The organism is Sulfuricurvum sp., from assembly GCF_030691015.1.
In the GTDB taxonomy this organism is placed as follows: domain Bacteria; phylum Campylobacterota; class Campylobacteria; order Campylobacterales; family Sulfurimonadaceae; genus Sulfuricurvum.
The window spans coordinates 319,464-346,430 of sequence record NZ_JAUYFF010000002.1 but is presented as its reverse complement, the minus strand read 5'-3'; the positions used below and the strand labels follow the sequence as shown (position 1 = coordinate 346,430).

At 44.4% G+C, this 26,967-nt stretch carries 33 protein-coding genes and 1 pseudogene; 21 read left to right on the top strand and 13 right to left on the bottom strand.

Annotation, left to right across the window (positions count from 1 at the left end; all coding sequences use genetic code 11):
• Positions 1–586 precede the first annotated feature (586 nt).
• Positions 587–874: pseudogene (locus Q8O20_RS11970) on the top strand (methyl-accepting chemotaxis protein); the annotation flags it as partial.
• Between the two features lie 3 nt (positions 875–877).
• Positions 878–1,309: a CZB domain-containing protein gene (locus tag Q8O20_RS11965; RefSeq protein ID WP_370688069.1), complete on the top strand. Its 432-nt coding sequence runs from the start codon at positions 878–880 to the stop codon at positions 1,307–1,309.
• A gap of 16 nt (positions 1,310–1,325) precedes the next feature.
• Here the strand turns inward: Q8O20_RS11965 and Q8O20_RS05450 are convergent, their stop codons facing one another.
• The 12 genes from Q8O20_RS05450 to Q8O20_RS05395 form a co-directional block, all read right to left on the bottom strand.
• Positions 1,326–2,564: a glucose-6-phosphate isomerase gene (locus Q8O20_RS05450; protein WP_305530324.1), complete on the bottom strand. Its 1,239-nt coding sequence runs from the start codon at positions 2,562–2,564 to the stop codon at positions 1,326–1,328.
• Positions 2,564–3,559: a type I glyceraldehyde-3-phosphate dehydrogenase gene (gap, locus tag Q8O20_RS05445; RefSeq protein WP_304739585.1), complete on the bottom strand. Its 996-nt coding sequence runs from the start codon at positions 3,557–3,559 to the stop codon at positions 2,564–2,566. Before gap ends, Q8O20_RS05450 begins: the two co-directional genes overlap by 1 nt.
• A 110-nt stretch (positions 3,560–3,669) precedes the next feature.
• Positions 3,670–4,185, bottom strand: coding sequence for a glycine zipper 2TM domain-containing protein (locus tag Q8O20_RS05440; protein WP_304739583.1), 516 nt, complete (start codon positions 4,183–4,185; stop codon positions 3,670–3,672).
• Positions 4,186–4,244: 59 nt separating this feature from the next.
• The gene (hisG, locus tag Q8O20_RS05435; RefSeq protein WP_305530323.1) at positions 4,245–4,865 is read right to left on the bottom strand and encodes an ATP phosphoribosyltransferase; all 621 of its coding nucleotides are present in this window, start codon (positions 4,863–4,865) and stop codon (positions 4,245–4,247) included.
• Positions 4,859–5,476: a type III pantothenate kinase gene (locus Q8O20_RS05430; protein WP_305530322.1), complete on the bottom strand. Its 618-nt coding sequence runs from the start codon at positions 5,474–5,476 to the stop codon at positions 4,859–4,861. The genes hisG and Q8O20_RS05430 overlap by 7 nt, the downstream gene beginning before the upstream one ends.
• 7 nt (positions 5,477–5,483) lie before the next feature.
• Positions 5,484–5,825, bottom strand: coding sequence for a cupin domain-containing protein (locus Q8O20_RS05425; protein WP_305530321.1), 342 nt, complete (start codon positions 5,823–5,825; stop codon positions 5,484–5,486).
• Between the two features lie 78 nt (positions 5,826–5,903).
• Entirely contained in the window at positions 5,904–6,881 is a 978-nt protein-coding gene (locus Q8O20_RS05420; protein ID WP_305530320.1) for an ORF6N domain-containing protein, read from the bottom strand.
• Between the two features lie 79 nt (positions 6,882–6,960).
• On the bottom strand, positions 6,961–7,251 hold the full coding sequence (locus tag Q8O20_RS05415) for a hypothetical protein (RefSeq protein ID WP_305530319.1): 291 nt from the start codon (positions 7,249–7,251) through the stop codon (positions 6,961–6,963).
• A 96-nt stretch (positions 7,252–7,347) separates the two neighbouring features.
• Complete coding sequence (locus Q8O20_RS05410; RefSeq protein WP_305530318.1) at positions 7,348–7,767, bottom strand: hypothetical protein; 420 nt, start codon at positions 7,765–7,767, stop codon at positions 7,348–7,350.
• Between the two features lie 16 nt (positions 7,768–7,783).
• Positions 7,784–8,605 carry a tyrosine-type recombinase/integrase gene (locus tag Q8O20_RS05405; protein ID WP_305530317.1) on the bottom strand — a complete coding sequence of 274 codons (822 nt, stop codon included), beginning with the start codon at positions 8,603–8,605 and terminating at the stop codon, positions 7,784–7,786.
• Positions 8,605–9,603, bottom strand: a complete 999-nt coding sequence (locus Q8O20_RS05400; RefSeq protein ID WP_305530316.1) for a hypothetical protein — start codon at positions 9,601–9,603, stop codon at positions 8,605–8,607. The genes Q8O20_RS05405 and Q8O20_RS05400 overlap by 1 nt, the downstream gene beginning before the upstream one ends.
• The gene (locus tag Q8O20_RS05395) at positions 9,600–10,199 is read right to left on the bottom strand and encodes a hypothetical protein (protein ID WP_305530315.1); all 600 of its coding nucleotides are present in this window, start codon (positions 10,197–10,199) and stop codon (positions 9,600–9,602) included. The genes Q8O20_RS05400 and Q8O20_RS05395 overlap by 4 nt, the downstream gene beginning before the upstream one ends.
• Before the next feature lie 122 nt (positions 10,200–10,321).
• On the opposite strand from Q8O20_RS05395, the gene gatC reads away from it, so the two are divergent.
• The 4 genes from gatC to Q8O20_RS05375 all read left to right on the top strand — a co-directional run bounded on the left by gatC (position 10,322) and on the right by Q8O20_RS05375 (position 12,537).
• The gene (gene gatC / locus Q8O20_RS05390; protein WP_305530314.1) at positions 10,322–10,612 is read left to right on the top strand and encodes an Asp-tRNA(Asn)/Glu-tRNA(Gln) amidotransferase subunit GatC; all 291 of its coding nucleotides are present in this window, start codon (positions 10,322–10,324) and stop codon (positions 10,610–10,612) included.
• Between the two features lie 3 nt (positions 10,613–10,615).
• A complete protein-coding gene (locus Q8O20_RS05385) occupies positions 10,616–10,960 on the top strand; it encodes an arsenate reductase family protein (protein ID WP_305530313.1) in 345 nt (114 codons plus the stop codon).
• Positions 10,957–12,027 carry a type IV pilus twitching motility protein PilT gene (locus Q8O20_RS05380; RefSeq protein ID WP_305530312.1) on the top strand — a complete coding sequence of 357 codons (1,071 nt, stop codon included), beginning with the start codon at positions 10,957–10,959 and terminating at the stop codon, positions 12,025–12,027. Before Q8O20_RS05385 ends, Q8O20_RS05380 begins: the two co-directional genes overlap by 4 nt.
• 105 nt (positions 12,028–12,132) lie before the next feature.
• Positions 12,133–12,537, top strand: coding sequence for a Fur family transcriptional regulator (locus tag Q8O20_RS05375; RefSeq protein ID WP_305530311.1), 405 nt, complete (start codon positions 12,133–12,135; stop codon positions 12,535–12,537).
• A 2-nt stretch (positions 12,538–12,539) separates the two neighbouring features.
• Here the strand turns inward: Q8O20_RS05375 and Q8O20_RS05370 are convergent, their stop codons facing one another.
• On the bottom strand, positions 12,540–13,886 hold the full coding sequence (locus Q8O20_RS05370; protein ID WP_304741211.1) for a class II 3-deoxy-7-phosphoheptulonate synthase: 1,347 nt from the start codon (positions 13,884–13,886) through the stop codon (positions 12,540–12,542).
• 202 nt (positions 13,887–14,088) lie between these two features.
• Between Q8O20_RS05370 and Q8O20_RS05365 the strand changes: the two genes are divergently transcribed.
• The 15 genes from Q8O20_RS05365 (at position 14,089) to Q8O20_RS05295 (ending at position 26,959) form a co-directional block, all read left to right on the top strand.
• On the top strand, positions 14,089–15,015 hold the full coding sequence (locus Q8O20_RS05365; RefSeq protein WP_305530310.1) for a GGDEF domain-containing protein: 927 nt from the start codon (positions 14,089–14,091) through the stop codon (positions 15,013–15,015).
• Positions 15,015–15,566: a CvpA family protein gene (locus Q8O20_RS05360; RefSeq protein ID WP_305530309.1), complete on the top strand. Its 552-nt coding sequence runs from the start codon at positions 15,015–15,017 to the stop codon at positions 15,564–15,566. The genes Q8O20_RS05365 and Q8O20_RS05360 overlap by 1 nt, the downstream gene beginning before the upstream one ends.
• Before the next feature lie 3 nt (positions 15,567–15,569).
• Entirely contained in the window at positions 15,570–16,052 is a 483-nt protein-coding gene (locus Q8O20_RS05355; protein ID WP_305530308.1) for a Fur family transcriptional regulator, read from the top strand.
• Between the two features lie 21 nt (positions 16,053–16,073).
• Positions 16,074–17,591: a lysine--tRNA ligase gene (gene lysS / locus Q8O20_RS05350; protein WP_305530307.1), complete on the top strand. Its 1,518-nt coding sequence runs from the start codon at positions 16,074–16,076 to the stop codon at positions 17,589–17,591.
• Positions 17,588–18,835 carry a serine hydroxymethyltransferase gene (locus Q8O20_RS05345; RefSeq protein WP_305530306.1) on the top strand — a complete coding sequence of 416 codons (1,248 nt, stop codon included), beginning with the start codon at positions 17,588–17,590 and terminating at the stop codon, positions 18,833–18,835. The genes lysS and Q8O20_RS05345 overlap by 4 nt, the downstream gene beginning before the upstream one ends.
• Positions 18,836–18,851: 16 nt before the next feature.
• Positions 18,852–19,394, top strand: a complete 543-nt coding sequence (locus Q8O20_RS05340) for a DUF1882 domain-containing protein (RefSeq protein ID WP_305530305.1) — start codon at positions 18,852–18,854, stop codon at positions 19,392–19,394.
• 42 nt (positions 19,395–19,436) lie between these two features.
• Positions 19,437–20,327, top strand: coding sequence for an SPOR domain-containing protein (locus Q8O20_RS05335; RefSeq protein WP_305530304.1), 891 nt, complete (start codon positions 19,437–19,439; stop codon positions 20,325–20,327).
• A gap of 1 nt (position 20,328) precedes the next feature.
• Positions 20,329–21,741, top strand: coding sequence for an anthranilate synthase component I family protein (locus Q8O20_RS05330; protein WP_305530303.1), 1,413 nt, complete (start codon positions 20,329–20,331; stop codon positions 21,739–21,741).
• The gene (locus Q8O20_RS05325) at positions 21,738–22,529 is read left to right on the top strand and encodes a shikimate dehydrogenase (protein ID WP_305530302.1); all 792 of its coding nucleotides are present in this window, start codon (positions 21,738–21,740) and stop codon (positions 22,527–22,529) included. The genes Q8O20_RS05330 and Q8O20_RS05325 overlap by 4 nt, the downstream gene beginning before the upstream one ends.
• A complete protein-coding gene (locus Q8O20_RS05320) occupies positions 22,529–23,305 on the top strand; it encodes a TOBE domain-containing protein (protein ID WP_305530301.1) in 777 nt (258 codons plus the stop codon). Before Q8O20_RS05325 ends, Q8O20_RS05320 begins: the two co-directional genes overlap by 1 nt.
• 155 nt (positions 23,306–23,460) lie before the next feature.
• Positions 23,461–24,237: a molybdate ABC transporter substrate-binding protein gene (gene modA, locus Q8O20_RS05315; RefSeq protein WP_305530300.1), complete on the top strand. Its 777-nt coding sequence runs from the start codon at positions 23,461–23,463 to the stop codon at positions 24,235–24,237.
• Positions 24,237–25,031 (top strand): class I SAM-dependent methyltransferase, encoded by a 795-nt coding sequence (locus tag Q8O20_RS05310; RefSeq protein WP_305530299.1) that lies wholly within the window; start codon positions 24,237–24,239, stop codon positions 25,029–25,031. Before modA ends, Q8O20_RS05310 begins: the two co-directional genes overlap by 1 nt.
• Positions 25,028–25,423, top strand: coding sequence for a hypothetical protein (locus Q8O20_RS05305; protein WP_305530298.1), 396 nt, complete (start codon positions 25,028–25,030; stop codon positions 25,421–25,423). The genes Q8O20_RS05310 and Q8O20_RS05305 overlap by 4 nt, the downstream gene beginning before the upstream one ends.
• On the top strand, positions 25,413–26,087 hold the full coding sequence (modB, locus tag Q8O20_RS05300; protein ID WP_305530297.1) for a molybdate ABC transporter permease subunit: 675 nt from the start codon (positions 25,413–25,415) through the stop codon (positions 26,085–26,087). The genes Q8O20_RS05305 and modB overlap by 11 nt, the downstream gene beginning before the upstream one ends.
• The gene (locus Q8O20_RS05295) at positions 26,084–26,959 is read left to right on the top strand and encodes a sulfate/molybdate ABC transporter ATP-binding protein (protein ID WP_305530296.1); all 876 of its coding nucleotides are present in this window, start codon (positions 26,084–26,086) and stop codon (positions 26,957–26,959) included. Before modB ends, Q8O20_RS05295 begins: the two co-directional genes overlap by 4 nt.
• Positions 26,960–26,967 lie beyond the last annotated feature (8 nt).

Sequence of the window (26,967 nt, the reverse complement as noted above, 5' to 3'; positions counted from 1 at the left end):
TGCATGGTTTATGTTTATCAATATACGAAAGACCCAAGACACCGTCAGCGAAGTCGCTGCCGTCATTAAAGGGGCAGAAATCGGTCATCTTGAGAGCCGTATCACCCATATCAGAGATCACGGAGAACTCAGTGATTTATGTTGGAATACCAATAATATGCTCGATCAGACCGAAGTGTTTATTCGTGAGATTCGTGCCAGCGTCGAAGCGGCGAGCCGTGATGAATTCCACCGCAAAATCATTATTCAAGGGCTTCAAGGAGAATACAAAGAGGCCAGCAGTTTTGTCAATATGGCTATCGGCTCCATGCACTCTAACTACCTCCATATACAAAAATCATTACTAAACAGTGCCTTAGGACAAATCGGTACCGGTATCGGAGGGGGGATGGAAGTGATTCAGCAAGATCTTCAAAGAACCATTCAACGCCTTCATACCATTGCGGCTATCAGCCAAACCACTTCAGACAATTCTTCCAACAGTGTCAATGAACTTGAAGAGATCATTACCAAGCTCAGTCGCCTTATTGAACTGGTTCATGTTTCTGTCGAATCGATTAACTCCCTTAATGAAAAAACCGGAGAAATCAGTTCGGTTGTCAATTTGATCAAAGACATCGCCGATCAGACCAATCTCCTTGCTCTCAATGCAGCAATCGAAGCAGCGCGTGCAGGTGAACACGGACGCGGATTTGCCGTTGTTGCCGATGAAGTGCGTAAACTTGCAGAACGTACGCAAAAAGCGACAGGTGAAATCGGTATTGCCGTCCAGACACTCCAACAAGAGACGACTGAAATCCACTCAAATTCTGAAGATATGAATGAGATCGCTCAAGATTCAAGTGAATCTATCAGCTCATTTCGTCAAACACTCTATATGTTCAATGAAGATGCCAAAAAAGCAGCATTGCAAACGACTGCAATTGAAAATACCACCTTTATCACACTCGCTAAAATTGACCATATTATCTTCAAATCAAATGCCTATAAAAGTATCGCAAACGGTAAAACAGAAACCCAGTTCTCTGACCATCACGGTTGCCGCTTAGGTAAATGGTACGATTCAGGTGCAGGAAAAGAGCGTTTCTCTCATCTATCGAGCTACGCTAAGATGCAAGCACCTCATGCTTCTGTACACAGCATTGTCCTTGAGAATATGAAATATATCGAGCATGAAGATCAAACTATTCATCATCAAGATGCGATTCTAAGCAGTTTCGAAGAGATGGAGAAAGACAGTCAACTTCTATTTACGTTAATGGATAACCTCAATAAAGAGTCTGAAGATTATTTGATGAAGAAAGCTTAGGCAAAAGCCTAAGCCATTACGCTTCGAAGTACGTTCCTAAAATCTTTTTTCCTATCTCGACACCCGGCTGGTCATACGTATTGATCCCAAACAATGCTCCGCTTAACGAGGTTAAAAGTTCATAATAAAGAATCAACTCACCGACAGAGCCTTCATCGATTTTCTTCCACGCAATTTCATCAACACTGACACCGCTTTGCAACACACTCTGCATTGTTGAATGGCACTGAGCGTTAATGAGATCATTGAAACTTTTACCGTTTACAAAGTCGCTTTTCTCTAAATATTTGAGAGAAAGGTTGGGAATCATTAAATGCTCTTCCGAATGCTCAATATGCATAAACGTCACCGTTTTGTTCAACGGTCCCTCTATAATGAGCTGTAAGAACGAGTGCTGATCGACCGATCCGATCAACGATATCGGGGTCAATCCTACCCGCTCACCCCGTGCGTTTCGTTTGCCCAGTGACTCACCCCATATCTGAACGACCCATTTGCCAAACTCTTCGAACGTATCCGAATAGGCAAATAAGACATTCATGGGATAGTGATCACTGTGGGTAACGTAATAGGCCGCTTTTTGGAGCATGTGATCTTCTTCACGCTTCCAAAATTGCTCTAAAAAGAGTTGCGCCCCCTTGAGTATAGCCGTCGTATCAAACCCTGCCAACGTTAAAGGGACCATCCCGACCGCACTGAGTACGGAAAAGCGTCCACCGACATTGCTAGGTATCACAAAGCGGCGTAGATGATGATCATCCGCGAAATGGGCAAGTATCGAATCTTCATCACTCACGACATAAATCTGATCGGAGTTTTCCAACGGCAATTCAAAACTGACGATAAGACGCTTAAAGATTGAAAGTGTCTCAACGGTACCGCCCGATTTGGATATCACGATAAAAAGGGTACGGAATTTATCAATCTGCTTCATCTCGCTCATAATACTGATGGGATCAGAGTTTTCGAGATAGATCAGTTTTTTAGCATTGGGGGTGCTCGGCCGAAGGAGTCTCTCTATCGCTTTTATCCCCAGCGATGAGCCCCCTATTCCGATGATGGCAATCGTATTGAAACGGCGGTCAATATCATGATGAACCGTTTTGAGTTCTTCCACTAAGGGTTGGGATAGAAGGGGAAGATGATAATACCCGACCTCGCCGGAAGAGGCTTCCTGACGAACGGCCTCAAACCCTTTTTCCAAAGTGTCAGGGTCGAGCAGTTTGCTATCAAAATGGTTTGTATAGCGAAGCATCAGTGTGTTCCGATAAGAACCGTCATATCCACAAGTCGACTGCTGTATCCCCACTCGTTGTCATACCACGCCAATACTTTTACCGTAGTGCCGTCAACAACGCTTGTCATATCGGGAACGTACGTCGAACTGTAAGTTGAACCGATAAAATCAGATGAAACACGTTTGTCGTTATCCACTTCGATTAGCCCTTTGAAAGCTCCGGCTGCTGCTGAAGTGAATGCGGCATTAATATCGTCTTTGGTAACCGCTTTGCTCAAATTAACGGTCAAATCGACAACCGAGACATCGGGAGTCGGTACACGCATCGCATAGCCGTTGAGTTTTCCGAGTAATTTCGGCATAACTTTACCGATCGCTTTCGCCGCACCCGTAGAGGTAGGGATCATATTAAGGGCTGCCGCACGTGCACGACGAGGGTCTTTGGAATGTTTGACATCTAAAACATTTTGATCGTTCGTATACGAGTGAATCGTCGTCATCAACCCGTTTTCAATCCCGAACGCATCATCCAAGACTTTACAAATCGGTCCCAAACAGTTGGTCGTACAGCTGGCATTTGAAATGATCGCTTCACCTTTGTAGCTATCTGAGTTAACGCCATACACATACGTCGGAGAGTCATCTTTCGCAGGAGCCGACATAATGACTTTTTTGATTCCGTTTCTGAGGTGTTTTTGACAGCTCTCTTGATCCAAGAACACACCTGTGCACTCGATAACCACTTCTGCGCCGCAGCCACCGAAATCGACTTTTTCAATGTCGCGTTCACGAAACATACGGACGTTTTTACCGCCGATTGCAATCGTATTGTCATCGATCACTTTTGCATCGATTCCACGATGGACACTGTCAAATTTAAGTAAATATTCCAACATATCAGGTTTCGCCGTCGTATTTAGTGCTACCAGCTCAATATCGCTCCGCTCCGCGATGATCTTTGCTACGATAATTCCGATTCTGCCTGTTCCGTTAATCGCCACTTTAAGTGCCATGGAAACTCCTGTTCTTGTAGAAAATTTATAGTGTGATTAATTCTAACAGATTATCGTTAAAAAGAGGGTAATAAAGAGGAAATTTTCTCCCAAAAAAAGGGAGGGGGAAATTAATAGCTATACGTGATAGTAACGGGAATTTGTTTAAGGGGCTGATCGCTCTCTATGCTGATCTCTTTCCCCTTTACTTTAGCAATATTGTTATATCCGCTCAACACTCGACGGGATTCAACGGTATTGGTCACTTCACATTTGCGAACGACTCGGTAGGTTGCATTTTGAGGAGTATTGTATTTGCTCCCTACGTTCTGACCCGCAAGGGTACCCAGAACCGCTCCGCCGACCGTAGCTGCCGTTTTACCTTTTCCGCCGCCTACTTGATGTCCTAAAACACCCCCTAAGGCACCGCCGACAACGGCACCCACAACATCTGAATGTCCACCGCCGGCAGAACTGACTTCTTCTTTGACGTCATAACATCTTTCGCTCGGAATATCTTCTTGAACCGTTGAATAGATAGGTGTTGAGCGTGTGACATTAACATATTCAACGATCGAAAAGCTCTCAGCCATAAGGGCACTTGAGACGAGTACTGACAACGCCATAGGCAATATTATTTTTGACATTTTAATTTCCTCACTTGTATTTACGAGATTGTAGAGGTAAATTGTTAACCAATAGTGAATTACTTCGTAGCATAAAGAAGTGTATTGATTTTTTCATAGATATCCAATATCTCACTTTTTTTCTCGAAAAAACTATTTTTATTCGCAATCAGATGGGTCGTCGATTCCATAATCGTCTCGACAACTTCCAACCCGTTTTGTTTCATTGTGCTTCCCGTCTCGACGACATCGACGATCATATCGGCAAGTCCTACGAGAGGAGCGAGCTCGATAGAACCGTAGAGTTTGATGATATCAGCCGCAACCGCACGTTCGGCAAAATAACGCTTGGTGATATTCACCATTTTAGTAGCAACCTTGATCTCGCTTTTGGTAAAATCGGGTTTTTCTCCCGCACGCATCCCGATCGCGACACGACATTTCCCCTTTTGCAAATCAAGCAGACGGATAACATCCAGCCCCTGCTCTTCGAGAGTATCGAGACCAACGACACCGATATCGGCAGCTTGATGATAGACATACGTCGCAACGTCTTGGTTACGAACCAATAAAAACTTAAAATTTTCCGTCTCTAAGATCAATTTACGATCATCAAATTTAAAACTGCTACCGAAAATCGTTTCAAAAATCTCCAACGTATCTTCGGCAATTCGCCCTTTTGGGAGTGCGACACTTAGCATTTAACACCTTTTTCAATCAACTTTTTCATCCCTTTGAAGATCAGATCTTCATCCACAATTGCCTCACTAAAAAAACGGGACAACAGCCGTGCATCCCCTCCGCTCATATAAAGTGGTTTTCCGAGTCTCTCAATCTTTTCGATCAAAGGAGCCATAAAACCGACCGTGAGTGCATCGGGAGTATTTTTCGCCATTTTAGCCAAATCTACCTCAAAGTTAAATGACACGTCCAGTGCGCTAGAGAGTCTCGCATATGCCGCCTCAGCCGAACGAAGTCCCAAGGAAATAAATCCCCCCTGATAGATCCCGCCGCGCATCACATCGACGGTAATGGCGCTCCCTGCATCGACGATAACCCCATCCTCAACCGCTTCGCATACCATTATCCGATCAATCCCCATGGTCGGATAGTATTTCTCCCAGTCGATAAACTCTCGCAAATCGTACCAATTCGGATAGTCTCGGATTCGTTCATTAAAAGAGGCGTTGACACTGACGTAATAAACATCATTGAGAAGAATATAGGGATCGAAATTCTCTACACTCAGCTTGGTACGCTTCCCCTCATAAAACAAATCAACCGATGTGTTACCGATGTCACATAATATCATGCTGATATTATAGCTTAAGTACCCCGCTCACCCGTGCGACACTGTCACCTTTATGGAGACTCAGACGGACAATAGAATCTTCTAGGGCATTGAGATCATGGACAACGTTCCCTTCCAACGCGACAACATCGCCCGCCGATAAAGTATAACGCTCTTCCCCTACCCCGAAATCAATACGTCCCTGCACGATCATAACGGTAATCGGAAACGATGTCTTATGAGCTTTCATCGACTGTCCAGCATGGAAAACGATCCGAATCTCTTTGGTAAACTCGTTTGTAATAAGCGGTGTAATAATAGGTTGTGTATCCCCGTAGACGATATCTGAGGTAAATGAAGCATAAGTCATAGGAATATCCTTTTTTTTAATAACGGATGATAACCTTAACGAGAATATAGTTTCTTGATGAATATCAAGAATAAGTTTTCAATTTTTTATCTTTTCAACTATATCTAACACGCCCATATCTAACTTTGAAAACGCAAACCATTTTTTGCCCAAATCTTTGAGACTTGCACCGATATGATACACCTCTTTTTTATCGATCAGTAAAAAGCGATCATGTGAGGAATCAAACTTTTTTATCTCTATGTTCGGATATTGGGCATTGTGTTTTTGGAGATCAAGTGCGAGCTGTTTGGTGATATTTTTGGTGTAAATCGTCGCTTTTACGTTCGTATCTCGTTTGGATAATAACGTCAAAACGCTCTCATCGACATAGTTATCGATCAGAATAATGTTCTCTTTGGCACTTTTAATGAGATCTGACACAAACAGATAGGCATCATACACTTGCCCATCGTAAAAAATCCCCTGTTTCGGTTTAATAGATTTATCTTCGATGGCACTAAGTATCGCTTCTACTTTATCATCGATTTTGAACTGTTTTTGCTCCAATGAATCGAGTCTTTGAAAAATCAAAGCATTATTTGAGATAAATCTCCGCATCTCGACAAAAGCATTGATGATATGAATACTCATCTGCACAGCGCTCTGGCTTCGTAATACCGCCGAGAGCATCGCCACTCCTTGTTCGGTAAACACGTAGGGCATATATCTTCTTCCGCCGTGTTGATTAGATGTCGCATTTTGCGATACCAAACTTAAGGTCGCAATTTGCGACCTTAAAGAATCATCATCTAAGGTGTCATTTTGGAACCTTAAAGAGCTACTTGAACTTGAGGTTCCAAATTGGAACCTCAAATTTTGGTACTCTTCTTCGGTCAGCTGAAACATAAAGTTTTGTGGAAATCTGTCACTATTTCTATTTACTGCTCTATTGAGATTTTTAGTTTCTACTTCATAAAGTTCCGCCAAATCACTATCCAACATCACCTGCATTCCGCGAATGGTGTAGATTTTGGTTTTGATAATCTCGTCGATGGAGGCGGTGACTTCGTTCATCGGTAGTTCCTAAAATTTTACTTCATTCTACTCCGTCACTAAAAAATGGGAAATAATATGACAAAATGCAAACTTATACTCAAGATATTTCTGTTGTATTTCCAAATAATATATTGTCAATTTGATGATTATACTTTTCTAAATTTTTTTCATTTTTAAAAAATTCCATATAATCATTTTGCATATCCTCTTTAATTTCAGTTAAAACTTTTGCGGCAACCTTTGATAATTTTTTTCTAATTTTTGATTCTTCATAGCTAAGATTATCAAAATTAAAATCTTCTCGAATATATCGTAATGAGACATCTGTCCATAAATACAAGAGTGCAATTAATTTATATTCCGATTCAATAAGCCTAATTTTAATCATAATAATATCAAGCTGTTTTTCAGTTAAATCATTATTGAGTATTAAAAGTGACTCAATAAATGACTCAATTAATAAAATATCATAGAAGGACTTCTTTTAAATTTCTACAATCTCTAATGAATTTTTTTCTTTAATAAAATCAAGAGTTTTCGTCAATATCTCAATCAATGATTCATTCGTTTTCGATGTTAAATAAATAGATTCGTCTTTTGTATTTTTAACTAATTCCAATATCATTTTAAATGAATTTAAACTCTTTTCTATTTTGCTCTCTTTTTGCTGCATATAAATACTATAAGCTACTGCTAAAAATGCAAGTGCTGCAAAATGACCCGATAACATATCTCCCCATTGCCCTCTTTGTTCCCAACCATCTGTTGCATTTAAGTCAGGGAAAATATTACTTATGACAATATTTGAATTTGTGTATAAATTCAATATCAAATCCAATAATATAATTACAATGAATAGTAAAAATAGTATTAGTACATAATCAATTTTAGATTTCTTCTTCATTTTTGTTCCTTTATTATTATTTTGCCATTGGATGATGCTTCAATACGGTATCTTGAAGGTTCTGTTTTTGAACATGGGTGTATATTTGTGTCGTGAGTAGCGATGCATGACCGAGAAGCTCTTGCACGACGCGCAAATCGGCTCCTCCGAGGATCAATGCCGTGGCATACGAGTGGCGCAGCGCATGGGGAGAAATACCCAAATATTTTTGGGTGATTTTAAACGCCGAAATACGGCTAAGAGGCTCTCCTCGATAGTTGAGCCACAGATGGGGTCGATTTTGGTACGGTGAGGCTTCCTGATACGCTCTAAGTGCTTTTAGTGCCTCTTGTGCAATGGGAACGTAACGCTCTTTTTCCCCTTTACCGTGGCGAATACGAAGCCATTCCCCCTCGATATCCCCCTCCTCCACAATCAAGCACTCACTGATACGAGCCCCTGAAGCGTAGAGGAAAAGGATCAGGGCATAATCTCGCGATCCGATCCATTCACTTCGATCAATCAAGTTAAGTGAAGATTGAATGGCCTCAAACGGTACATATTTAGGGAGATTTTTCGGGACTTTGGAGAGGGTGAATTTAGACGAAACGGAATCAAAGCGATGACGGTGGCAAAAATCGAGAAAAGAGTTAAAAGCGGAGAGTTTTCGGTTAAGGGTTCGTTTGTTGGCAATCGTTCCGAGAATCTGAAAAACACTATTCGAATCAATCTCGGTGAGACTCTTTTGTGACGTGCGTTCTATCTCATCCAAATCATGGCTATAGGCCTCGATTGTTCGAGGGCTAAGCGCTTTGATCACGGTAATATATTCGATAAAAGCCTCAAGCTCTTTCGACATTATTTTATATTGATATAGCGATCGTCAAAATAAAAACGTCCATCACCCAAGAAAATTTTGTTATCACTGTCCATGTCGACATCGTAAACATCATACGCCAAAAGATTCTTGGTCAGAGCAATCATATACCCCTCTTGCTCCAGTGCATAAACACGGTCATTTTGAACACTGAGCCCTACGAAATGGGCAAACGGAAATTTTTTCTTTGCTTTGAACTGTAACGTAGGACTAAGGGCGATAATTTCACCTTGCTTAGTCGCTATCCAAATTCCCTCAGCCGTATACGCGATGTTACGAATCTCATATTTTTCACGCGCCTCTTTTTGAGAAAGTGCCAAAACCGACGTAGCGGTCGATGCGACTAGATTATTATCGATGACGTTCAAATAGGTGATATTGTTAAAATACTCGTCTGAGCTGACAACTACGGAACGAAGGACCTGTTTTGTTTCCGAATTGACGATGACAATTTTTCCATCCAACGTTAAAAACAACACCAATTCTTTGAGAAAATAAGGGTTTGTGATACGGCTATCCACGGCAATCGGAGAATTTGCACTCTCTTTAAAAAGAAGTTTTTTACTCTCGAGCGAATAAAGTGCCATTTCATTGTTCGTAAACAAAATAGCTACGGTATCGTCTTGAATATTTGCGGCGGCAACGTGACGTTTCAATTCAAACGTCACTTTTGCATCCGTCCCATCCACAGGGAAAAGGACTAAATTCCCCTCAGGGCTCTCCGTAATAACCCAACTCTCGTTGGCATTAATAAGACGATATTCCTCAGGGATTTTAATGTTTTTCTCCCCATCTTTCGTCAATAATCGACCGTTATCGAGCAAAGCGGCTGAATGGGTCGTTTGGGAAATTGAAGCACTAAGCTCTCCGGCATTGCGCCATTCGCCTTTCACATCTTCAGGTTTATACACCTCTTTATGAGAACATCCGCTAAGAAGCAGTGCAGCACCGAGTACTAAAGCAATAGTGGATAATTTCATTCTTTTACTCCGTAATGTGAAAGTGCCGCGCCTACTTGGTAAAGGGGTGAATCCTCACCGATAAGGGCAATTTTTTGATGTGCCGAAGTAACATCGCCTTTTTCAATCGCAGCAACTGCCACTTCGAGCAATGCTAAATCTTTGTAAAGTGCACCCTGCTTTTTGGTGTATTTTTCCAATGATTGAATATCACCTTTGATAGCGGCAACCTCATACGATGCGATATCGGCAACACCGAATGCTTCAGAATGTTTCAATCCTTCAAGAATCGTGATGTCATTTTGAGCGATTCCTCGGGAAAGTTTCCATAAATCGTACAATTCAGGGTTATCGTTTTTCAACGTTTGTTCTGCTTGTGTATCTGCAGGATTCGCCAAAAGGAGATTAAATGCCGTATTTGAACTCTCTAATTTTGTATTGGTATAGGTTTGGTAGCCGATGGCTCCACCCACTGCTAACAACGATGCAGCTACAACCGCCATTAAAGGTTTTTGGTATCGTTTAACGAAACGTTCCGTCCGTACGGCACTTTCAAAAAACTTCTCTTCAGAACTCAGCTCTTCTTTAAGGGCTTCCATATTCTCTTTTAGACTCAAAACGGCTCCTGTAATTTACAATCATTAATTAGGGCAATAATATCTCACCCTATGTTAAAGTTTTGTAAACCTATTTTTTGGGTACAATTATTTCTATAAATTTATCACAACTTAGGTTAACCATGCAAATTGACGAAACCCTCTTACAACGGTTAGAGAAACTTTCTTATCTCCAAATTCCCCAAGAACATCGCGAAGAGATGATAGCACAGCTTAGCGAAATCGTCTCCTTTGTTGACAATCTCTCAGAACTCTCCACAGAAGGGGTAGAGGCCTCGTTCGCTATGTCTGGCGCGGCAACCGCACTTCGTGAAGATATCGGCAACGTTGATCGCACCATCAATGATACTATTCTCTCCCATGCTCCCCATTCTCAAGAGCATTTTTTCATTGTCCCAAAAATTATTGAGTAAACAATGACTCACGTATACGGGATAAAAAGTTGCGGCAGTGTCCAAAAAGCGCTTCGATATCTAGACGCGCGTGGGATTGCCTATACCTTTCACGATTTTAAAATTTCTCCCGTTTCTCGTGAAAAAATTGAAACTTGGACACGACAATCACCCCTCAATGTTCTTTTAAATACAAAAGGGACAACCTATCGCACCTTAGGACTCAAAGCCCAAGATTTAGATGACAACGGTAAAATTGAGTGGATGAGCACTCATAATCTTTTGATTAAACGCCCCGTTATTGAATTTAACGATACACTTGTTGTCGGATACGATGAAGCTTACTACGAAGGGATATTTCATTCATGAATACTGCGTTAGATATTTATAAACTCCTTAAAAGTGTTGTCGCTTATAAAGCGTCGGATTTACATCTTGTCAGCCGTTCCGAACCGCAAATTCGTATTGACGGTCGCCTTGTTGCCCTTAATTTGCCGGTTCTTGATGGACAAAGCATTGAAGAGATGGGATATTCGCTTCTCACTGAAAAACAAAAAAAAGCATTTGAAGAGAACAATGAGCTAGACTTTTCAATCGTTATCCCCGATGTCGGCCGTTTCCGCGCCAACTATTACAAAACGATGGACGACATCGCGTGTGCCTTTCGTATCATTCCGGTCACGATCCCCTCTCTCGATGATTTAAATGCCAAGAAGATATTTAAAGAACTTATCAAGCGTGAAAAAGGGCTTATCCTTGTCACAGGCCCAACCGGAAGCGGTAAATCAACAACCCTTGCGGCAATGCTCAACGAAATCAATCTTAATGAGGCACGTCATATCATTACGGTTGAAGATCCCGTCGAGTTTGTCCACACCAACAAAAAGTCGCTCTTCTCGCACCGTAACGTCGGAACCGACACCAAAAGCTTCTCCGCCGCTCTTAAATACGCTCTGCGTGAAGACCCGGACGTTATTTTGATCGGGGAGATGCGTGATCGTGAAACGATTTCCGCAGCGTTAACGGCAGCAGAAACGGGTCACTTGGTTTTCGGAACACTCCATACCAACTCTGCACCGCAAACCATCAACCGTATTATTGACGTATTTTCCGGTGACGAACAGCCACAGGTTCGAGCACAGCTCTCTACTTCTCTCATCGCCGTTATTTCACAAGCCCTTTTACCAAAAATCGGTGGAGGTCGTATCGCGGCACAAGAAGTCATGATCACCAATCCCGCCATTGCCAACCTGATTCGTGAGGATAAAGTGCATCAGCTTTATTCTCAAATGCAGCTGAACCAAACAGGAACCAATATGACAACTCAGACCCAAGAGATTGTCGAGTATTTACGAAAAAAACTGGTTAGCAAAGATACAGCGCTACAGTATTCCAATAAACCCGATGAGTTGCTTCGAATCATTGATTCATTGTAAGATTCTCCCCATTAATGGGGGAAATCTTAAAAATTATTTCAAAATTATCCCCTTTTCCCCTTCTTTATGAAACTTCACCCCTTTCATCGTTTATAATTAGACATTATGAAACATGAACACTTACTCAAGCATCATCGACTCAAAGCAACTCCTCAGCGACTTGCCATTATTCAACTCATGCATCAAGCAGGGCATATAACCATCGACGAGCTTTATCAAATGATTCGAGAGAAATTTAGCTCGATTTCGCTGGCAACACTGTATAAAAATGTGAATACAATGTTGGACGTCACACTGATTCGTGAAGTAAAAATCGCGGGTCAAAAAACAAAATATGAAATTGAAAAAGAGTCTCATGCGCATATTGTATGCAAATCATGCGGTGAGCTTAAAGATATCGCAGTTGATCCACTATCATTGCTTCAAAAATCAATGGCAGTGAATCATTATAAAATGGATGAAGTATCAATTGTTATTTCGGGGATTTGCCCCGAATGTCAAAAGAAGTAATTCTAACGATGCGCCTCTTTGAGCGTATCGGCGATCAAAAATGCCAACTCTAATGATTGATCGGCATTGAGACGCGGGTCACAATGGGTATGGTAACGGCTTTTTAAGTTCTCAGAGGTAATCTCAAACGATCCCCCCAGACACTCGGTCACATTTTTACCCGTCATCTCCAAGTGAACTCCCCCTGCATAGGTACCTTCTGATTTGTGTACTTGGAAAAACTGTTTCATCTCTTTGAGAATTTGTTCGACAGGACGGGTTTTATAGCCGCTGCTGGTGATCGTATTGCCATGCATCGGATCACAGCTCCACAACACTTTTTTCCCTTCTCTCTCGATTGCACGGATCAATGCGGGCATACCGTCGGCTACTTTATCCGCACCCATACGGACGATGACGTTCAATCGTCCCGCTTCATTATTAGGGTTAAGAACATCACACAAGCGGATTAAATCCTCAGGATCCATAGACGGTCCCGCTTTGACACCGATCGGATTGTTAATACCGCGCATAAATTCGACATGAGCACCATCAAGCTGGCGGGTACGATCACCGATCCAAAGCATGTGAGACGAGACGTCATACCATTCACCTGTAAGCGAATCTTGTCTAGTAAACGCCTCTTCATAATTGAGAAGCAACGCTTCATGCGACGTATAAAAATCGGTCTCTCGTAACGTACGGTAGTTATCTGACGTAATACCGCATGCCGCCATGAAGCGGAGAGAATCATCGATTTGGCGGGAGAGTTCATCGTATTTTTTGGTCAAATCATTTTGTCCGACAAAGCCCAAATTCCACGCATGTACCTGATGCAGATCAGCTAATCCCCCCGATGCAAAAGCACGAAGAAGATTCAAGGTCGCAGCGGATTGGTTATACGCCTGAACCATACGGTGAGGATCGGGGATACGGGCAGCTTCATTGAAGTCAACCCCGTTGATGATATCTCCGCGATAGCTTGGAAGACTCACTCCGTCAATCGATTCCATATCGGATGAACGAGGTTTAGCAAACTGACCCCCAAGTCGCCCTACTTTGACGACCGGAACGCCCCCTGCGAATGTCATGACGACAGCCATCTGCATCATGACTTTAAAGGTATCGCGGATATTATGCGCATGAAATTCCGAAAAACTTTCAGCACAATCCCCCCCTTGGAGTAAAAATGCCTTCCCCTCACACACATCCGCAAAATTCTTTTTAAGAGTACGTGCTTCACCCGCAAATACGAGAGGAGGATAGTTACGGAGTTGCGATTCAATTTGTTCCAAAACGGCCGCATCCGGATAGGTGGGCTGTTGTTTGATCGGTTTTTCTCTCCAGCTTGATCGGCTCCATGTACTCATATCATCTCCTGTATGCTCTCGCACCTTATTGTTATTGGACGAATTTTATCCTTTTATCCTAAATCGGGACTGATTGAAGAAATCAAATGTTAGATTTATGTTTGAAAAAGTATAATGGCATCAGTTATAACGACTCTCATCTGTCCCTTTTTTTTCCGAAAACAAAGAGTTTTTGAGCGTCCGATTTCATAAAGGTTACTGGGTGGAACACAACCAAATCAACCCTTTTTTATATCATTTTTGCAAAGAGCTTTCCATCCATCTCGAATCTGTGGGAAATCGCCAAGCGACGATTGCGCCTGCTGAATTTGCCGAGCTTGTATCAACCGCTACTCATGAAGTTTTAGAAGCCTATGCATCCGGTGAAATTGACCTCCAAGCGTATCGCAATACAGCCGCAGATGAGTACAAAGAACTGGCGATCAAAAGTATCGATTCGTATGCACTGACCAATAAACAAATTGGAAAAATAACCGAAGAACAAGCTAGTTTGTTAGATGAAAAAAATCCTGATACTTTAATTAATTTTGAAAAAATTACCGAAAAGTTTAACGATATCCAAAATCATCTCAGTGATGAAGTCACTCGAGCCAATGAAGTCATTCACACATTATTGGAACAAGTTAAAAATCTTGAGGTAAAGACCTCACTTGACCCTTTAACGAAAACGTACAACCGTTACGCTTTGCATGAACACCTTCGTGCCGTTTTAGAGAAAGACAAACTTGATTTCGATATTTTTACCCTCATGATCGATGTTGACAACTTCAAGCTCATCAACGATCAGTACGGTCACATTGCGGGTGACAAAGTGCTTATTTTTCTGGCAAAAGTATTTAAAAAAGCCCTCCGTGACGGAGATCGTGTCTATCGCTTCGGAGGAGAAGAATTTATTATTTTGCTTAACCGAACGGATCTAGAAGGGGCACAGTTAGTGGCGGAGAGGTTGTTAACGCTGTGTCGTAACAATAAACCTTTATTTCAGAACAAACAAATATCGGTCACCTTAAGTATCGGTATGACAAAGATTATAGAGAAAGATACGATTGATACGATTATCGGTCGATCCGATACTGCTTTATATCGCGCTAAAAACAGCGGCAAAGACCGTTTGGAAATGGAGTTTTAATGGATTTGAATTATTTTGATGTTGCCGTCGGATCGGTAATACTTTTATTAGGTCTTAAAGGGCTATTAAACGGCTTCGCAAAAGAAGTATTCGGTTTAGCCGGAATTGTGGGGGGAGTCTTTGTTGCTTCTCATCTCGGTGGAATTATCGGAAAATTTTTAAGCGACGTTATTTTCCATTTTGAAAGCAGTGCGGCGATTAATTTGGTCGGTTTTATCTTTGCATTGGGTATTTTTTGGCTTCTAATGGTTGCATTAGGTACCGGATTTAAAAAACTCACTGCCCTAAGCGGCTTAGGACCGTTGGATCGTGTATTAGGTTTTATCATCGGAAGCAGTAAGTTTTTCTTTATTGTCTCTATTATTGTCTATGCTCTCTTCAGTGTCACGGCAATTCGTGAAAACTTTGAAGAAAAAATGGCCGATAGCTTTTTTTATAAACCGATGTTCGCTACCGGTGATTTTATTTTGCACATAGAAACGGATGATGTCACGTCTCTCATAGGTGATGAAAACGAAACCGATACCAATAGCTCTACGAAGGAAGATTAATCCATGAATGCGTATACCGATTTTACGGAACGGACGATTGAATATAACAAACTATTGAGTGATTTCAAACAACTGTTAAAAGTTAACGGACTCAAATTCACCATTCAACGTGAAGTTATTTTGGAAATGCTCTATAACTCAGATGAACATCTCACTCCAGAGGGTCTGCATCATCTGATTCAGCAAAAGCACCCTGAACTCAATACCGGTATTGCTACCGTGTATCGCACTCTCTCTTTGCTTGAAGATTCCGAAATGGTCACCTCTCTCTCGTTCGGCGCACAAGGGAAAAAATACGAGCTCGGCGCAAAAGATCATCACGATCATATTATCTGTACTTCGTGTGGAAATATTACTGAATTTGTGGATGAACAAATCGAATTACGTCAACGTGAGATTACGGAAGCGTTGGGATTTGTCATGCAAGAACACTCCATGCAAATTTACGGAATCTGTAAAAATTGTCAAGAAAAACCTAAAAAATAACCATCGAATAAAGGAATCCCATTGGCATTTGAAAACCAATACGTACAACAACGAATTGAAAAAGCCGAAGCACTAAGAGCACTCGGAGTCGATCCCTATGCAAACCATTCGGAGCGCAATACAACCATTGAAAAATTTCATAACGTCAATTCTGATCTCTTTAAAAAAGAAGATCAACGCGACGAACATCGCCACTATACCGTTGCCGGACGAATAAAGCTCTACCGTCTTATGGGTAAAGCAAGCTTTGTGAAGATCGAAGATGAGAGCGGAATGCTCCAAATCTATGTCGCTCGTGATAATTTGCCTGAGAATTTTTACAATGATATCTTTAAAAAATTGATCGAAGTAGGCGATATCATCGAAGTGAGCGGATATCCGTTCGTCACTCAACATGGTGAACTCTCCCTCCATGCCGATAAACTGACCCTCCTCACCAAAGCGATTTCACCTCTACCGGAAAAATTCCACGGTATTCAGGATAAAGAGATGCGCTATCGCCAGCGCTATCTCGATTTAATCATGAATTCTGAGGTGCGTAAAACCTTTCATATCCGCTCGAAAGTGATCAGTCTAACACGCCGATTCTTCGAAGACAAAGGATTCTTGGAAGTTGAAACGCCGATGATGCACCCGATCGCGGGAGGAGCGAATGCGAAGCCGTTCGTTACCCATCACAATGCTCTAGGTATTGATCGCTATCTTCGTATCGCCCCTGAACTCTATCTAAAACGTCTTATCGTCGGCGGTTTTGAAGCGGTATTTGAGATCAACCGTAATTTCCGTAATGAGGGGATGGATGCAACCCACAATCCTGAGTTTACCTCTATCGAATTTTACTGGGCATATAAAACCTATAAAGATTTGATCACTATTACAAAAGAGTATTTTGAATACCTCTTCGATCATCTCGATCTACCGAAACGTCTCCCCTACGGTGAGTTGGAGGTCGATTTTGATCAGTTTAGCGAAATAGAGCTCATCAAAAGTCTCACTCTCATCGGCGGAGTCCCTGAAGAGATCGTAAACGACAAAGAGGCTATTTTGGCATTTTTGAAATCCAAAAACCTCGAAGCCAAAGCGACGATGAATCTTGGACAGCTCCAAGGAGAACTCTTTGACGAGTTCGTCGAAGCGAAGTTAATCAATCCGACGTTTATTACCCACTACCCTGTTGAGATCTCACCGTTGGCGCGCCGTAGTGACGATCGTCCTGAGTTGACGGATCGTTTTGAGCTGTTCATTGCCGGACGCGAAATCGCCAATGCCTTTAGCGAGCTTAACGATCCCGTCGATCAATTACAGCGTTTCGAAGGTCAAATGGCCGCCAAAGATTCGGGCGATGATGAAGCCCATGAGATGGATGAAGATTTCGTCACGGCGCTCAGCTACGGAATGGCACCGACGGCGGGACAAGGGATCGGAATCGATCGTCTTGTCATGATGCTGACCAACCAACACTCTATTCGGGATGTATTACTCTTCCCGGCTATGAAACCGATCCAACACAACCAAACCAACCACGGAGAAGAAGAATGAGTTTCCTCAAAGAATACGACAACGAAATTTACGCCCTATGTGAGCAAGAGCTTGAACGTCAAACTGACCATTTGGAGATGATCGCGTCTGAAAACTTTACCCTACCGGCTGTTATGGAAGCGATGGGGTCTGTATTTACCAACAAATACGCCGAAGGATATCCCGCTAAACGTTACTACGGCGGATGTGAATACGCAGACGGTGTTGAGCAACTCGCAATCGATCGTGCGTGTGAGCTATTCGGATGTAACTTTGCCAACGTACAACCGCATTCGGGCTCATCCGCAAACGGTGCCGTTTATGCGGCATTATTGCAAGCCGGCGACAAACTCCTCGGTATGGATCTTAGCCACGGCGGTCACTTGACTCACGGTTCAAAAGTAAGCTTTTCAGGTAAAAACTACCACAGCTTCTCATACGGTGTCGAACTTGACGGACGTATCAATTACGAGCGTGTCATGGACATCGCTAAAATCGTTCAACCGAAAATCATCGTGTGCGGTGCGTCAGCCTACGCTCGTGAAATCGATTTCAAAAAATTCCGTGAAATCGCCGATGCGGTCGGAGCACTTTTATTCGCCGATATCGCCCATATCGCAGGTCTTGTCTGTGCCGGTGAGCACCCTAGCCCCTTCCCGTATGCGGATGTCGTTACGACGACAACCCATAAAACGCTCGCAGGACCTCGCGGCGGTATGATCATGACGAACGATGAAGAGATCGCTAAAAAAATCAATTCTGCTATCTTCCCTGCACTTCAGGGGGGGCCGTTGGTTCACGTTATCGCGGCAAAAGCGGTCGGATTCAAATTCAACCTCTCTCCTGAGTGGAAAGTATACGCCAAGCAAGTTAAAGCCAATGCCGCCGTACTTGCAGACGTATTGATGAAACGCGGATACGATATCGTCAGCGGCGGAACGGATAACCACCTTGTTCTCGTATCTTTCCTCAACAAACACTTCAGCGGTAAAGATGCCGATGCGGCACTCGGACGTGCAGGGATCACCGTCAATAAAAACACCGTACCGGGTGAAACACGTTCACCGTTTGTCACATCAGGTGTCCGTATCGGAAGCCCTGCATTGACATCACGCGGTATGAAAGAGAAAGAGTTTGATCTCATCGCTAACCGCATCGCCGATGTTTTGGATGATATCGAAAATGAGGGTAAACAAGCCGCTATCAAAGAAGAGCTCAAAGCTCTGGCACAAAATTTCGTTATTTACAACCAACCAACGTATTAATTAAGGAATAACGCCCATGACATCGATGGATATCAAACTTATCAAAATGATTTCAGACCATTACTGGTTGAAACATGATACTGTCGTCGATAAAATCGATTTCAAAGGGCGTACTTTTTTTAATAAATATGAAAAAGTCGATAAAACACTAACGCAATCGATTATAGATCAACATCTCAAAAAACAGATTACCGTAGCCCATTCTCTCATCAATAAATTCAATAAAGTCGAAAATATCATCATCGACTACAACGGTACCGACCCGCAACGTTTTTACCATAAGGCACAATTATTGCTTAGAGAAGAGGGATACATAAATTTCACCGCATTTGAAACCAAAACACCGGGACATTTGCATGTTTATATCCATAAAGGGCATACTACTTTCCAAGAAGCGATACAATTGGGTAAAATGCTTTCGATGAAATTGGCTGCAAAGCAACCGAAACAGTGGAGAATGTTTCCAACGGATGAACTACCTCCGGAGTATAATATTCTCAACCTTCCCTACGAAGTGTACGCTAAAGAGCGCGGTGCTTCGTGGTCGAAGCATATGTAAAATTCGACAGCACTATCAATACGTATAAGGAATGGCATTTCAATGGAAGAAAAAAACGAACTTAACGACATCATTCTAAGTAAAAGCGGATCAAATTCCAATAGCAAAAAGCTGTTATTGGCAATCGCCGCACTAACCCTCATCCTTATCATCGTTTTGGTGATTATGAATTCACTCAAAACTCAAAGTGATGAACAGCCGCCACTTGCTGCCGTTCCCCCTCAACCGACCTCCCCGACTGAGATCATTGATGATCCTCTTTTTGAACCGGTTGAAGTGATCCAAGAGGGTGCCGGAAATGTCACTAATGCAGACGCAACACAAGATTTAGGACAAATTGCTCAAAAAATAAAAGAAGAATCTTTTCAAAATACTCCGGTACAAGAGAATGTAGTTCAAAGCGCTCCGGCTACAGTCGTAAAATCTGCACCGGTACCTGTAGCGGCTGCACCTGCTCCTAAAATTGTTTCTAAACCCGTCGCTGCACCGGTTAAAGTCCAGACAGCTCCAAAAGTTGCGCAGCCGGTAGTCAATACCCCTACTATCAAAACAGTCAAACCGACTGAGGTAAAAAAGGTCGCAGAAGCTAAAAAAGCTGTTGCAGTAACCGCTAAACCTGTCACAGAAACGGTACAAAAAGCGGCTGAAACTCCTACGAAGAGTGCAGTAGCAGATACTACAGCACCTAAAGCTGCCGCTAAAGCGGCTGAGCCTATGGGAACCTATTACATCCAAGTCGGTTCATTTACCAAAGAACCGAGCAAAACCCTTTTTGATCGTCTGAATGCCAGCGGACTTAAATACACCACTGTTCCTGCCGGAGCTGCAACAAAAGTCATGGTAGGACCGTTCCAAGGTGAAAAAGCGGCACGTGACGTTCTCGGAACCGTCAAACGTAATGTTGAAGCCGGCGCATACATCACAAAGGGGTAACGTGATTGCTTCACGCCATTTTTCTCTCGATCAATTTGCTCCCATAGCCGTCTACGAAAAGGCCAAAAGCCTTTTCCCCTCTGAAGTCAGTTTTCTCTTCGAAAGTGCCGGAAACAGCGAAGGCAATTACACCATTATCGTCATCGGTGCACGTGAACGGCTCATCTACAGCGACAAAACAACCACCTATATCGATAGTATGGGAAATAAAAATGTTCTCGACATCTCTCCATTTGCCTTTTTAAAAGAGTATTACTCTAAACTCGACCAAAAAGCTTATCGTGAACGTGCGAGAGAACTGAATGTCGGCTATATCGACGGGTTTATCGGCTACATCGGCTACGATATGGTGCAGGTTTTTGAGTCAGTGCTCGAAGAGTCAATGGCTAATCTAGTCGATCAGACCCACATTCCCGATATGGATCTCATCCTCCCGAAACTCACCCTCGTCGTCTCCCATAAAAATGCGAGCATTACCATGCTCAGCTGCGTAGAGAGTATGATCGGTCGTTTCGAAGAGATAGAGAACGTTCTCAAAGCTCCCTATAACTATACACCTCTTTGCGCGATGAAAAACGACAAAGGGGGCGAATTTATCTTTACCAAAGAGAAATTTTTCTCCATGGTCGATGAGTCTAAAAAAATGATCCTCAGCGGAGATGTGTTTCAAATCCTGATGACCAACCGCTATATCCGTCATGCGAGAGTAGATCCGTTTAGCTTTTACCGTATTTTGAGACTGAAAAACCCCTCTCCTTATATGTATCTGATGGAATATGAGGATTTCAGCATCGTCGGCAGTTCACCTGAGGTGATGGTACGTCTCAGTGACGGTGACATCTTGCTCCGTCCGATCGCCGGAACCCGCAAACGGGGCGGAACTAAGCAACGCGACGCTGAACTCGAAGAAGAGCTTCTCTCCGATCCTAAAGAGTTGGCGGAGCACTTGATGCTCATCGATTTGGGTCGCAACGATGTCGGCCGCGTTGCCAAAACAGGGACGGTACGGGTTGAGGAGATGATGCATGTCGAACGCTATTCGCACGTTATGCATATCGTCTCCGACGTTCACGCCCAAATCGCCGAGAATAAAGATATGTTCGATCTCCTCGCCGCGACGTTTACCGCAGGAACAATGACAGGCGCTCCGAAAATCCGTGCAATGGAGCTTATCGCGCAGTTCGAAGGGGTCAAACGGGGCTTCTACAGCGGAACCATCGGTTATTTCGGGTTTGATGGCAACATGGATAGCGCCATCACGATCCGCACCGCCCTTATCACGGAAGATAGTGTTATCTTGCAAGCGGGGGCTGGTGTCGTCGCCGATTCGGTGCATGAACTCGAATATCTCGAAGTGACCAACAAACTCGGCGCTCTGATGAGCACACTGGATGATCTGGTCTCCCCTCAATGAACGTTTTTAGTATCTTCGGCGATCCGGTGAGCCATTCACGCTCGCCGCTGATGCACAACTGTGTTTTTAAAACTCTCAACATCGATGCGTGCTACACTCGTACCCACCTCACAGAGGGCGCACAATTACGCAATACTTTTTTTGCCAAAGCCCTTAGCGGCGCCAACGTCACCGTCCCCCACAAAGAGGCCGCTTACGCTCAATGCGACGAAGTACGCGGTATCGCCAAAACGATTCAGGCGGTCAATACCCTCGTTTTGGAAGAGGGAAAATTGATCGGCTACAACACCGATGCGGACGGTTTTATGTCGGCAATCGGTTCATTCGGAGATATCCATACCGCGCTCATTATCGGAGCGGGGGGAACAGCGCGCGCCCTCTCTATCGCTCTGAGCCATGGAGGGATTACCCCCACGATTTTAAACCGTTCACGCGGACGGTTGGAGTATTTCGAGTGCGAAGGGTTCGAGTGTTTTGACTGGGAAGAGTTTATTGCACGACCCTATGATCTGATCATCAACACCACCTCGGCTGGGCTGAGCGATAATGAACTCCCTCTCCCCCGTCCGATATTGATGGAACTCTTATCTCAGACAAAAGGGGCGATTGATGTCATTTACGGCAAAGAGACTCCGTTTTTACGAGAAGTAAAAGTGAGCGCCCTCCCCTATAAAGACGGCTCCGATATGCTTCTTGAGCAGGGTGTCCTCGCCAATCACCTCTTTTTTCATGGTGCCTATCCGATCGATCAGATCCGCTCCGCTATGAAACACAGTTTTACCCTCTAATGCAAATCGACGGACGTTTCTGGCTCACCAAAGAGTCTCAAAGCTTTTTAGGTGCCGGACGGATCGAACTGCTGGAGCGGATCGATAAAACAGGATCGATCAACGCCGCCGCCAAAGAGATGAAGATGAGCTACAAAGCGGCGTGGGAGCGGATCAACGGGATGAACGCCCTAGCCGATCAGCCGCTCATCGAGCGTCTCACAGGCGGCAAAGGGGGCGGAGGGACAAAGCTCACCCCCTATGCCCGCGAACTCATCGCGACGTTTCACCGTTTCAATGAACTCCACCGCCAGTTTATCGACCGTTTCGCCGAAGCGGGCAACGACCCCGAACGGCTCGCCCGAATCCTCAGCCGTACCTTTCTCACCACCAGTGCACGAAATCAGCTCCCCGCAACGCTTCTAAGCATCGAAGAGAGAGGATTAAATGGTCTCCTCACTCTCTCACTCACGGGGAACCATACGATCCAATCGGTCATTACGATGAAATCAATCCGTAATATGGGTCTCACGATCGGATGTGATCTCTACGCCATCATCAAATCAAGCGACGTGAGCATCGTTACCACTCCCCCGAAAAGCGATGAAGTGATGAACGCTCTCAAAGGGACGATCAATCGCATCGAATCCCAAGATGAAACGGATGAGATTACCTTCGCGCTTGATCTTTTTACCGAGCTTATCGCTCTGATGAACCCCAAAGATACTGCGCAACTCTCCGAGGGGATGAATGCCTACGCCCTCATCTCTCCAAGCCATATTATTATCGGGTTGTAACACTTTTTTTCTCATCCACCTACAAACTTTAAGCCATTTTCTCTATAATATCGTTATATCTTACAAAGCATAACGATATTGTCGCGTTTTCCCGTGAACCATTTTTGCAATAGTGTGATTATCGTTATATCATAAAAGAAATAAAGGGATTTCTAATGAAACTGTTAAAACTTACCCTCGCCTCTTTCGCCTTTACTTCAGCATTGACAGCTCAAACGATCACCGTTGCTGCTGCGGCCAACATGAAATACGCGGTGACCGATATCGCTAAAGTATTTACCAAAGAGACAGGTATCGACGTGAAAATTATCACCGGAGCCTCAGGTAAACTGACCCAGCAGATTATGAGCGGTGCGCCGTATGATGCATTTCTCTCTGCCGATGTCGAGTATCCTGCCAAACTGGCACTTGGCGGATATACCACTACTCCTGCTCAAGTGTATGCTTACGGAACATTGATCCTCTGGAGTAGTACAGGTGTTGATCTCTCTAAAGGGGTTGCTGTTGTTGCTGATCCAAGCGTCAAAAAGATTGCAGTAGCCAACCCTAAAACAGCCCCGTACGGCATCGAAGCGATGAACGCAATGAAATACTATAAAGTAGAGGGTGCCGCAACAGGCAAAATCATCACCGCCGAATCGATCTCTCAAGTGGGTGCGTATGTCACAACCAAAGCGGTCGATGTCGGGTTTATGGCAAAATCAATCGTCCTATCTCCTGAGATGAAAAACGTCGGAAAATGGGTTGAAGTGGACGATAAAGCGTACAACATGATCGATCAAGCGATGGTGGGACTCAAAAACGGCACTCCTGAAAATCAGATCGCGGCGAAAAAATTCCTCCGCTATATCTCTTCACCGAAAGCGATTACTATCTTAAAAGCCAACGGGTATAATATACCTAAAACAAAATCTATAATTAAAGAAAAATAATGTTTCTTGAACCGATAAACTTTCCCGCGATGTACAAAGAGCATAAAGCGACCACCGATTTCAAATCAAAAACGAGCAGTGACTGGGATGAGAAATCCGCCGATATGGCACTCTCCACGATCAACAGCCCCTACGTGGAGGATTTTATCTCCCGAATGAATATCACGGGGGATGAAGTCGTTCTCGATATCGGATGCGGGCCTGGGGCACTCACTATCCCTTTGGCCAAAAGAGTTAAAGAGGTAATCGCCATCGACTTCTCCGCTCAAATGCTCGAAGAACTCAAAGCCTACGCCGCGCGCGAGGGTGTCACTAATATTAAAACATATCATATCGGTTGGGACGATGACTGGAGCCACTTGCCGCAGATTGACATCGCCGTCGCTTCACGCTCGATGGAGGTCTCCGACGTCGAAGCCGCCCTCACTAAAATGTCAGCTCACGCTCAAAAAGCGTGCTATCTCACCTACAAGGTGGGGGGAAGTTTCGTTGATATGAATATCCTCGATTTCATCGGAAAAAAGGTGAAAACCAAACCCGACTACTGGTACATCCCCCTCATCCTCTACGCCCAAGGGTTCCTCCCCCGTGTCGATTACATCGAAACAGGACGGGGCAGTGTCCGTAGCGGGAATGAAGAGGAGTTCGTCGAATCGCTGATTTGGAGCATCGGAAGCCTCGAAGAGGAACAACAGACAAAAGCACGAGAGTATTACCGTGACGTCATCGTGGGACAAAATAGACCTCCCCGCGCTGTTAACTGGGCATTTATCGGTTGGAATACGACACTATGAACACCCTAAAAGCCACCATCACCGCCCTCACTGCTTCTGAGCACCTGAGCATCCTCACCGTCGCCGTAGGAGATGAACCGTTTCACCTCCTCCTCGCCGAAGCCTCGAATGCCGCAGTCGGGACAAATGTCACATTGGCGTTTAAAGAGACCGAAGTGATTCTCTCCAAAGATTCCACCATCACGAGCGCAAATTGTGCCCGTGCAACCGTGCAAAAGATCGAATCGGGGATTGTCCTCTCCCAAATCACCCTCACTTATCAGGGGATGAGTCTCATCACGTTGGTACCGACACTAACGTTTAATACTCTCGCGATAGCTGAAGGGGACCAGGTGAGCTGGATGGTTCAACCCTCTGAAATATCTCTATTGAGAGGCACTAATGGAATCTGAATTCATCAGCACGATGGTGCTGACCTTTAAACTCGCCGCCGTTACCACCGTGATCCTCCTCCTCATCGGGATTCCCCTCGCATCGTTTTTGGTCTTCTCCAAAATGCGCTTCAAAAGTATCATCGAAACGATCGTAAGTATGCCCCTCGTATTGCCTCCCTCCGTGCTGGGTTTTTATCTCCTCCTCGCGTTCAGCCCCGCTTCCGCCATCGGGAGCTTTATGAGCGAACACGGAATCCGCTTGGCGTTTAGTTTCGAGGGGTTGGTGATCGGTTCCGTTCTCTTCAGCCTCCCGTTTATGGTTCATCCGATCCAGTCGGCACTCTCAGGGGTTCCAAAGACGATCTTCGAAGCCTCTTATACCCTTGGCAAATCGAAACTCCAAACGATGATGCGGGTGATTCTTCCGAGTATCCGTCACGGAGTGATCTCAGGGATCGTCCTTGCCTTCGCCCACACCGTCGGAGAGTTCGGGGTGATATTGATGATCGGAGGAAATATCCCCGATGAAACACGCGTTGCCTCCATCGCCATCTATGATGAAGTTGAATCGCTCAACTATGCATTAGCGCATCAGTATGCCCTCACCCTCTTTGTCGTCACCTTTGCCATCTTGCTCCTCGTCTACACCCTCAATAAAAAATCACTCGGGGGGATTCGATGATATATATTAATATTAAAAAGCATCTCGATACTGCCGAGGGGGCATTGGAAGCCCATTATGAGCTGAGTATCACCGACGGCGAATTTCTCACCCTCTTTGGCACTTCCGGAGCAGGTAAAACAACCCTATTACGCCTCATCGCAGGGCTTGAAAAACCGAACAGCGGACGCATCGAAGTGGACGGCGACGTGTGGTTTGATTCGGAACGCCATATCAATCTCCCGCCCCAAAAACGGAGTATCGGTTTTGTTTTCCAAGACTACGCCCTCTTCCCGAGCATGAGTGTCCGTGAAAACCTCCTCTTCGCCGCTGAGAATGAAAAACAACGTCGCACCGTGGATGAGCTGATCGATCTCGTCGAACTCTCACAGCTCTCCGACCGTCTCCCCGCAACCCTATCAGGGGGACAAAAACAGCGGGTCGCTCTTGCTCGTGCGCTGGTACGCCATCCAAAAATTTTGCTACTCGATGAGCCCCTCTCGGCACTCGATCCCGCTATGCGGACAAAGCTCCAAGATGAACTCTCTCTTATCCACTCCCGCTTAGGGGTGACGACCCTGCTCGTAAGCCACGATATCGCCGAGACGGTGAAACTCTCCGACCGTCTCGCGTCGGTGGTTTCGGGACGGATAGAGCGGCTCTGCCCACCGATGGAGTTCTTCTCCCCCCAAACCCTCAGCGGTAAACTTCAGTTGATCGGAGAGGTGCTCAAAATCGAAGAGGACTTCCCTGCCATCATCGTAACACTGCTCGTAGGCTCCTCCGTCGTTCGCACCGTCCTCAGCTCTGCCGAGGCTTCAGAGCTATGTGTGGGTGGACGCGCTATAATTTCAACCAAAGCGTTTAACCCTATTCTCATACCGCTACCCTAAGGAATAAC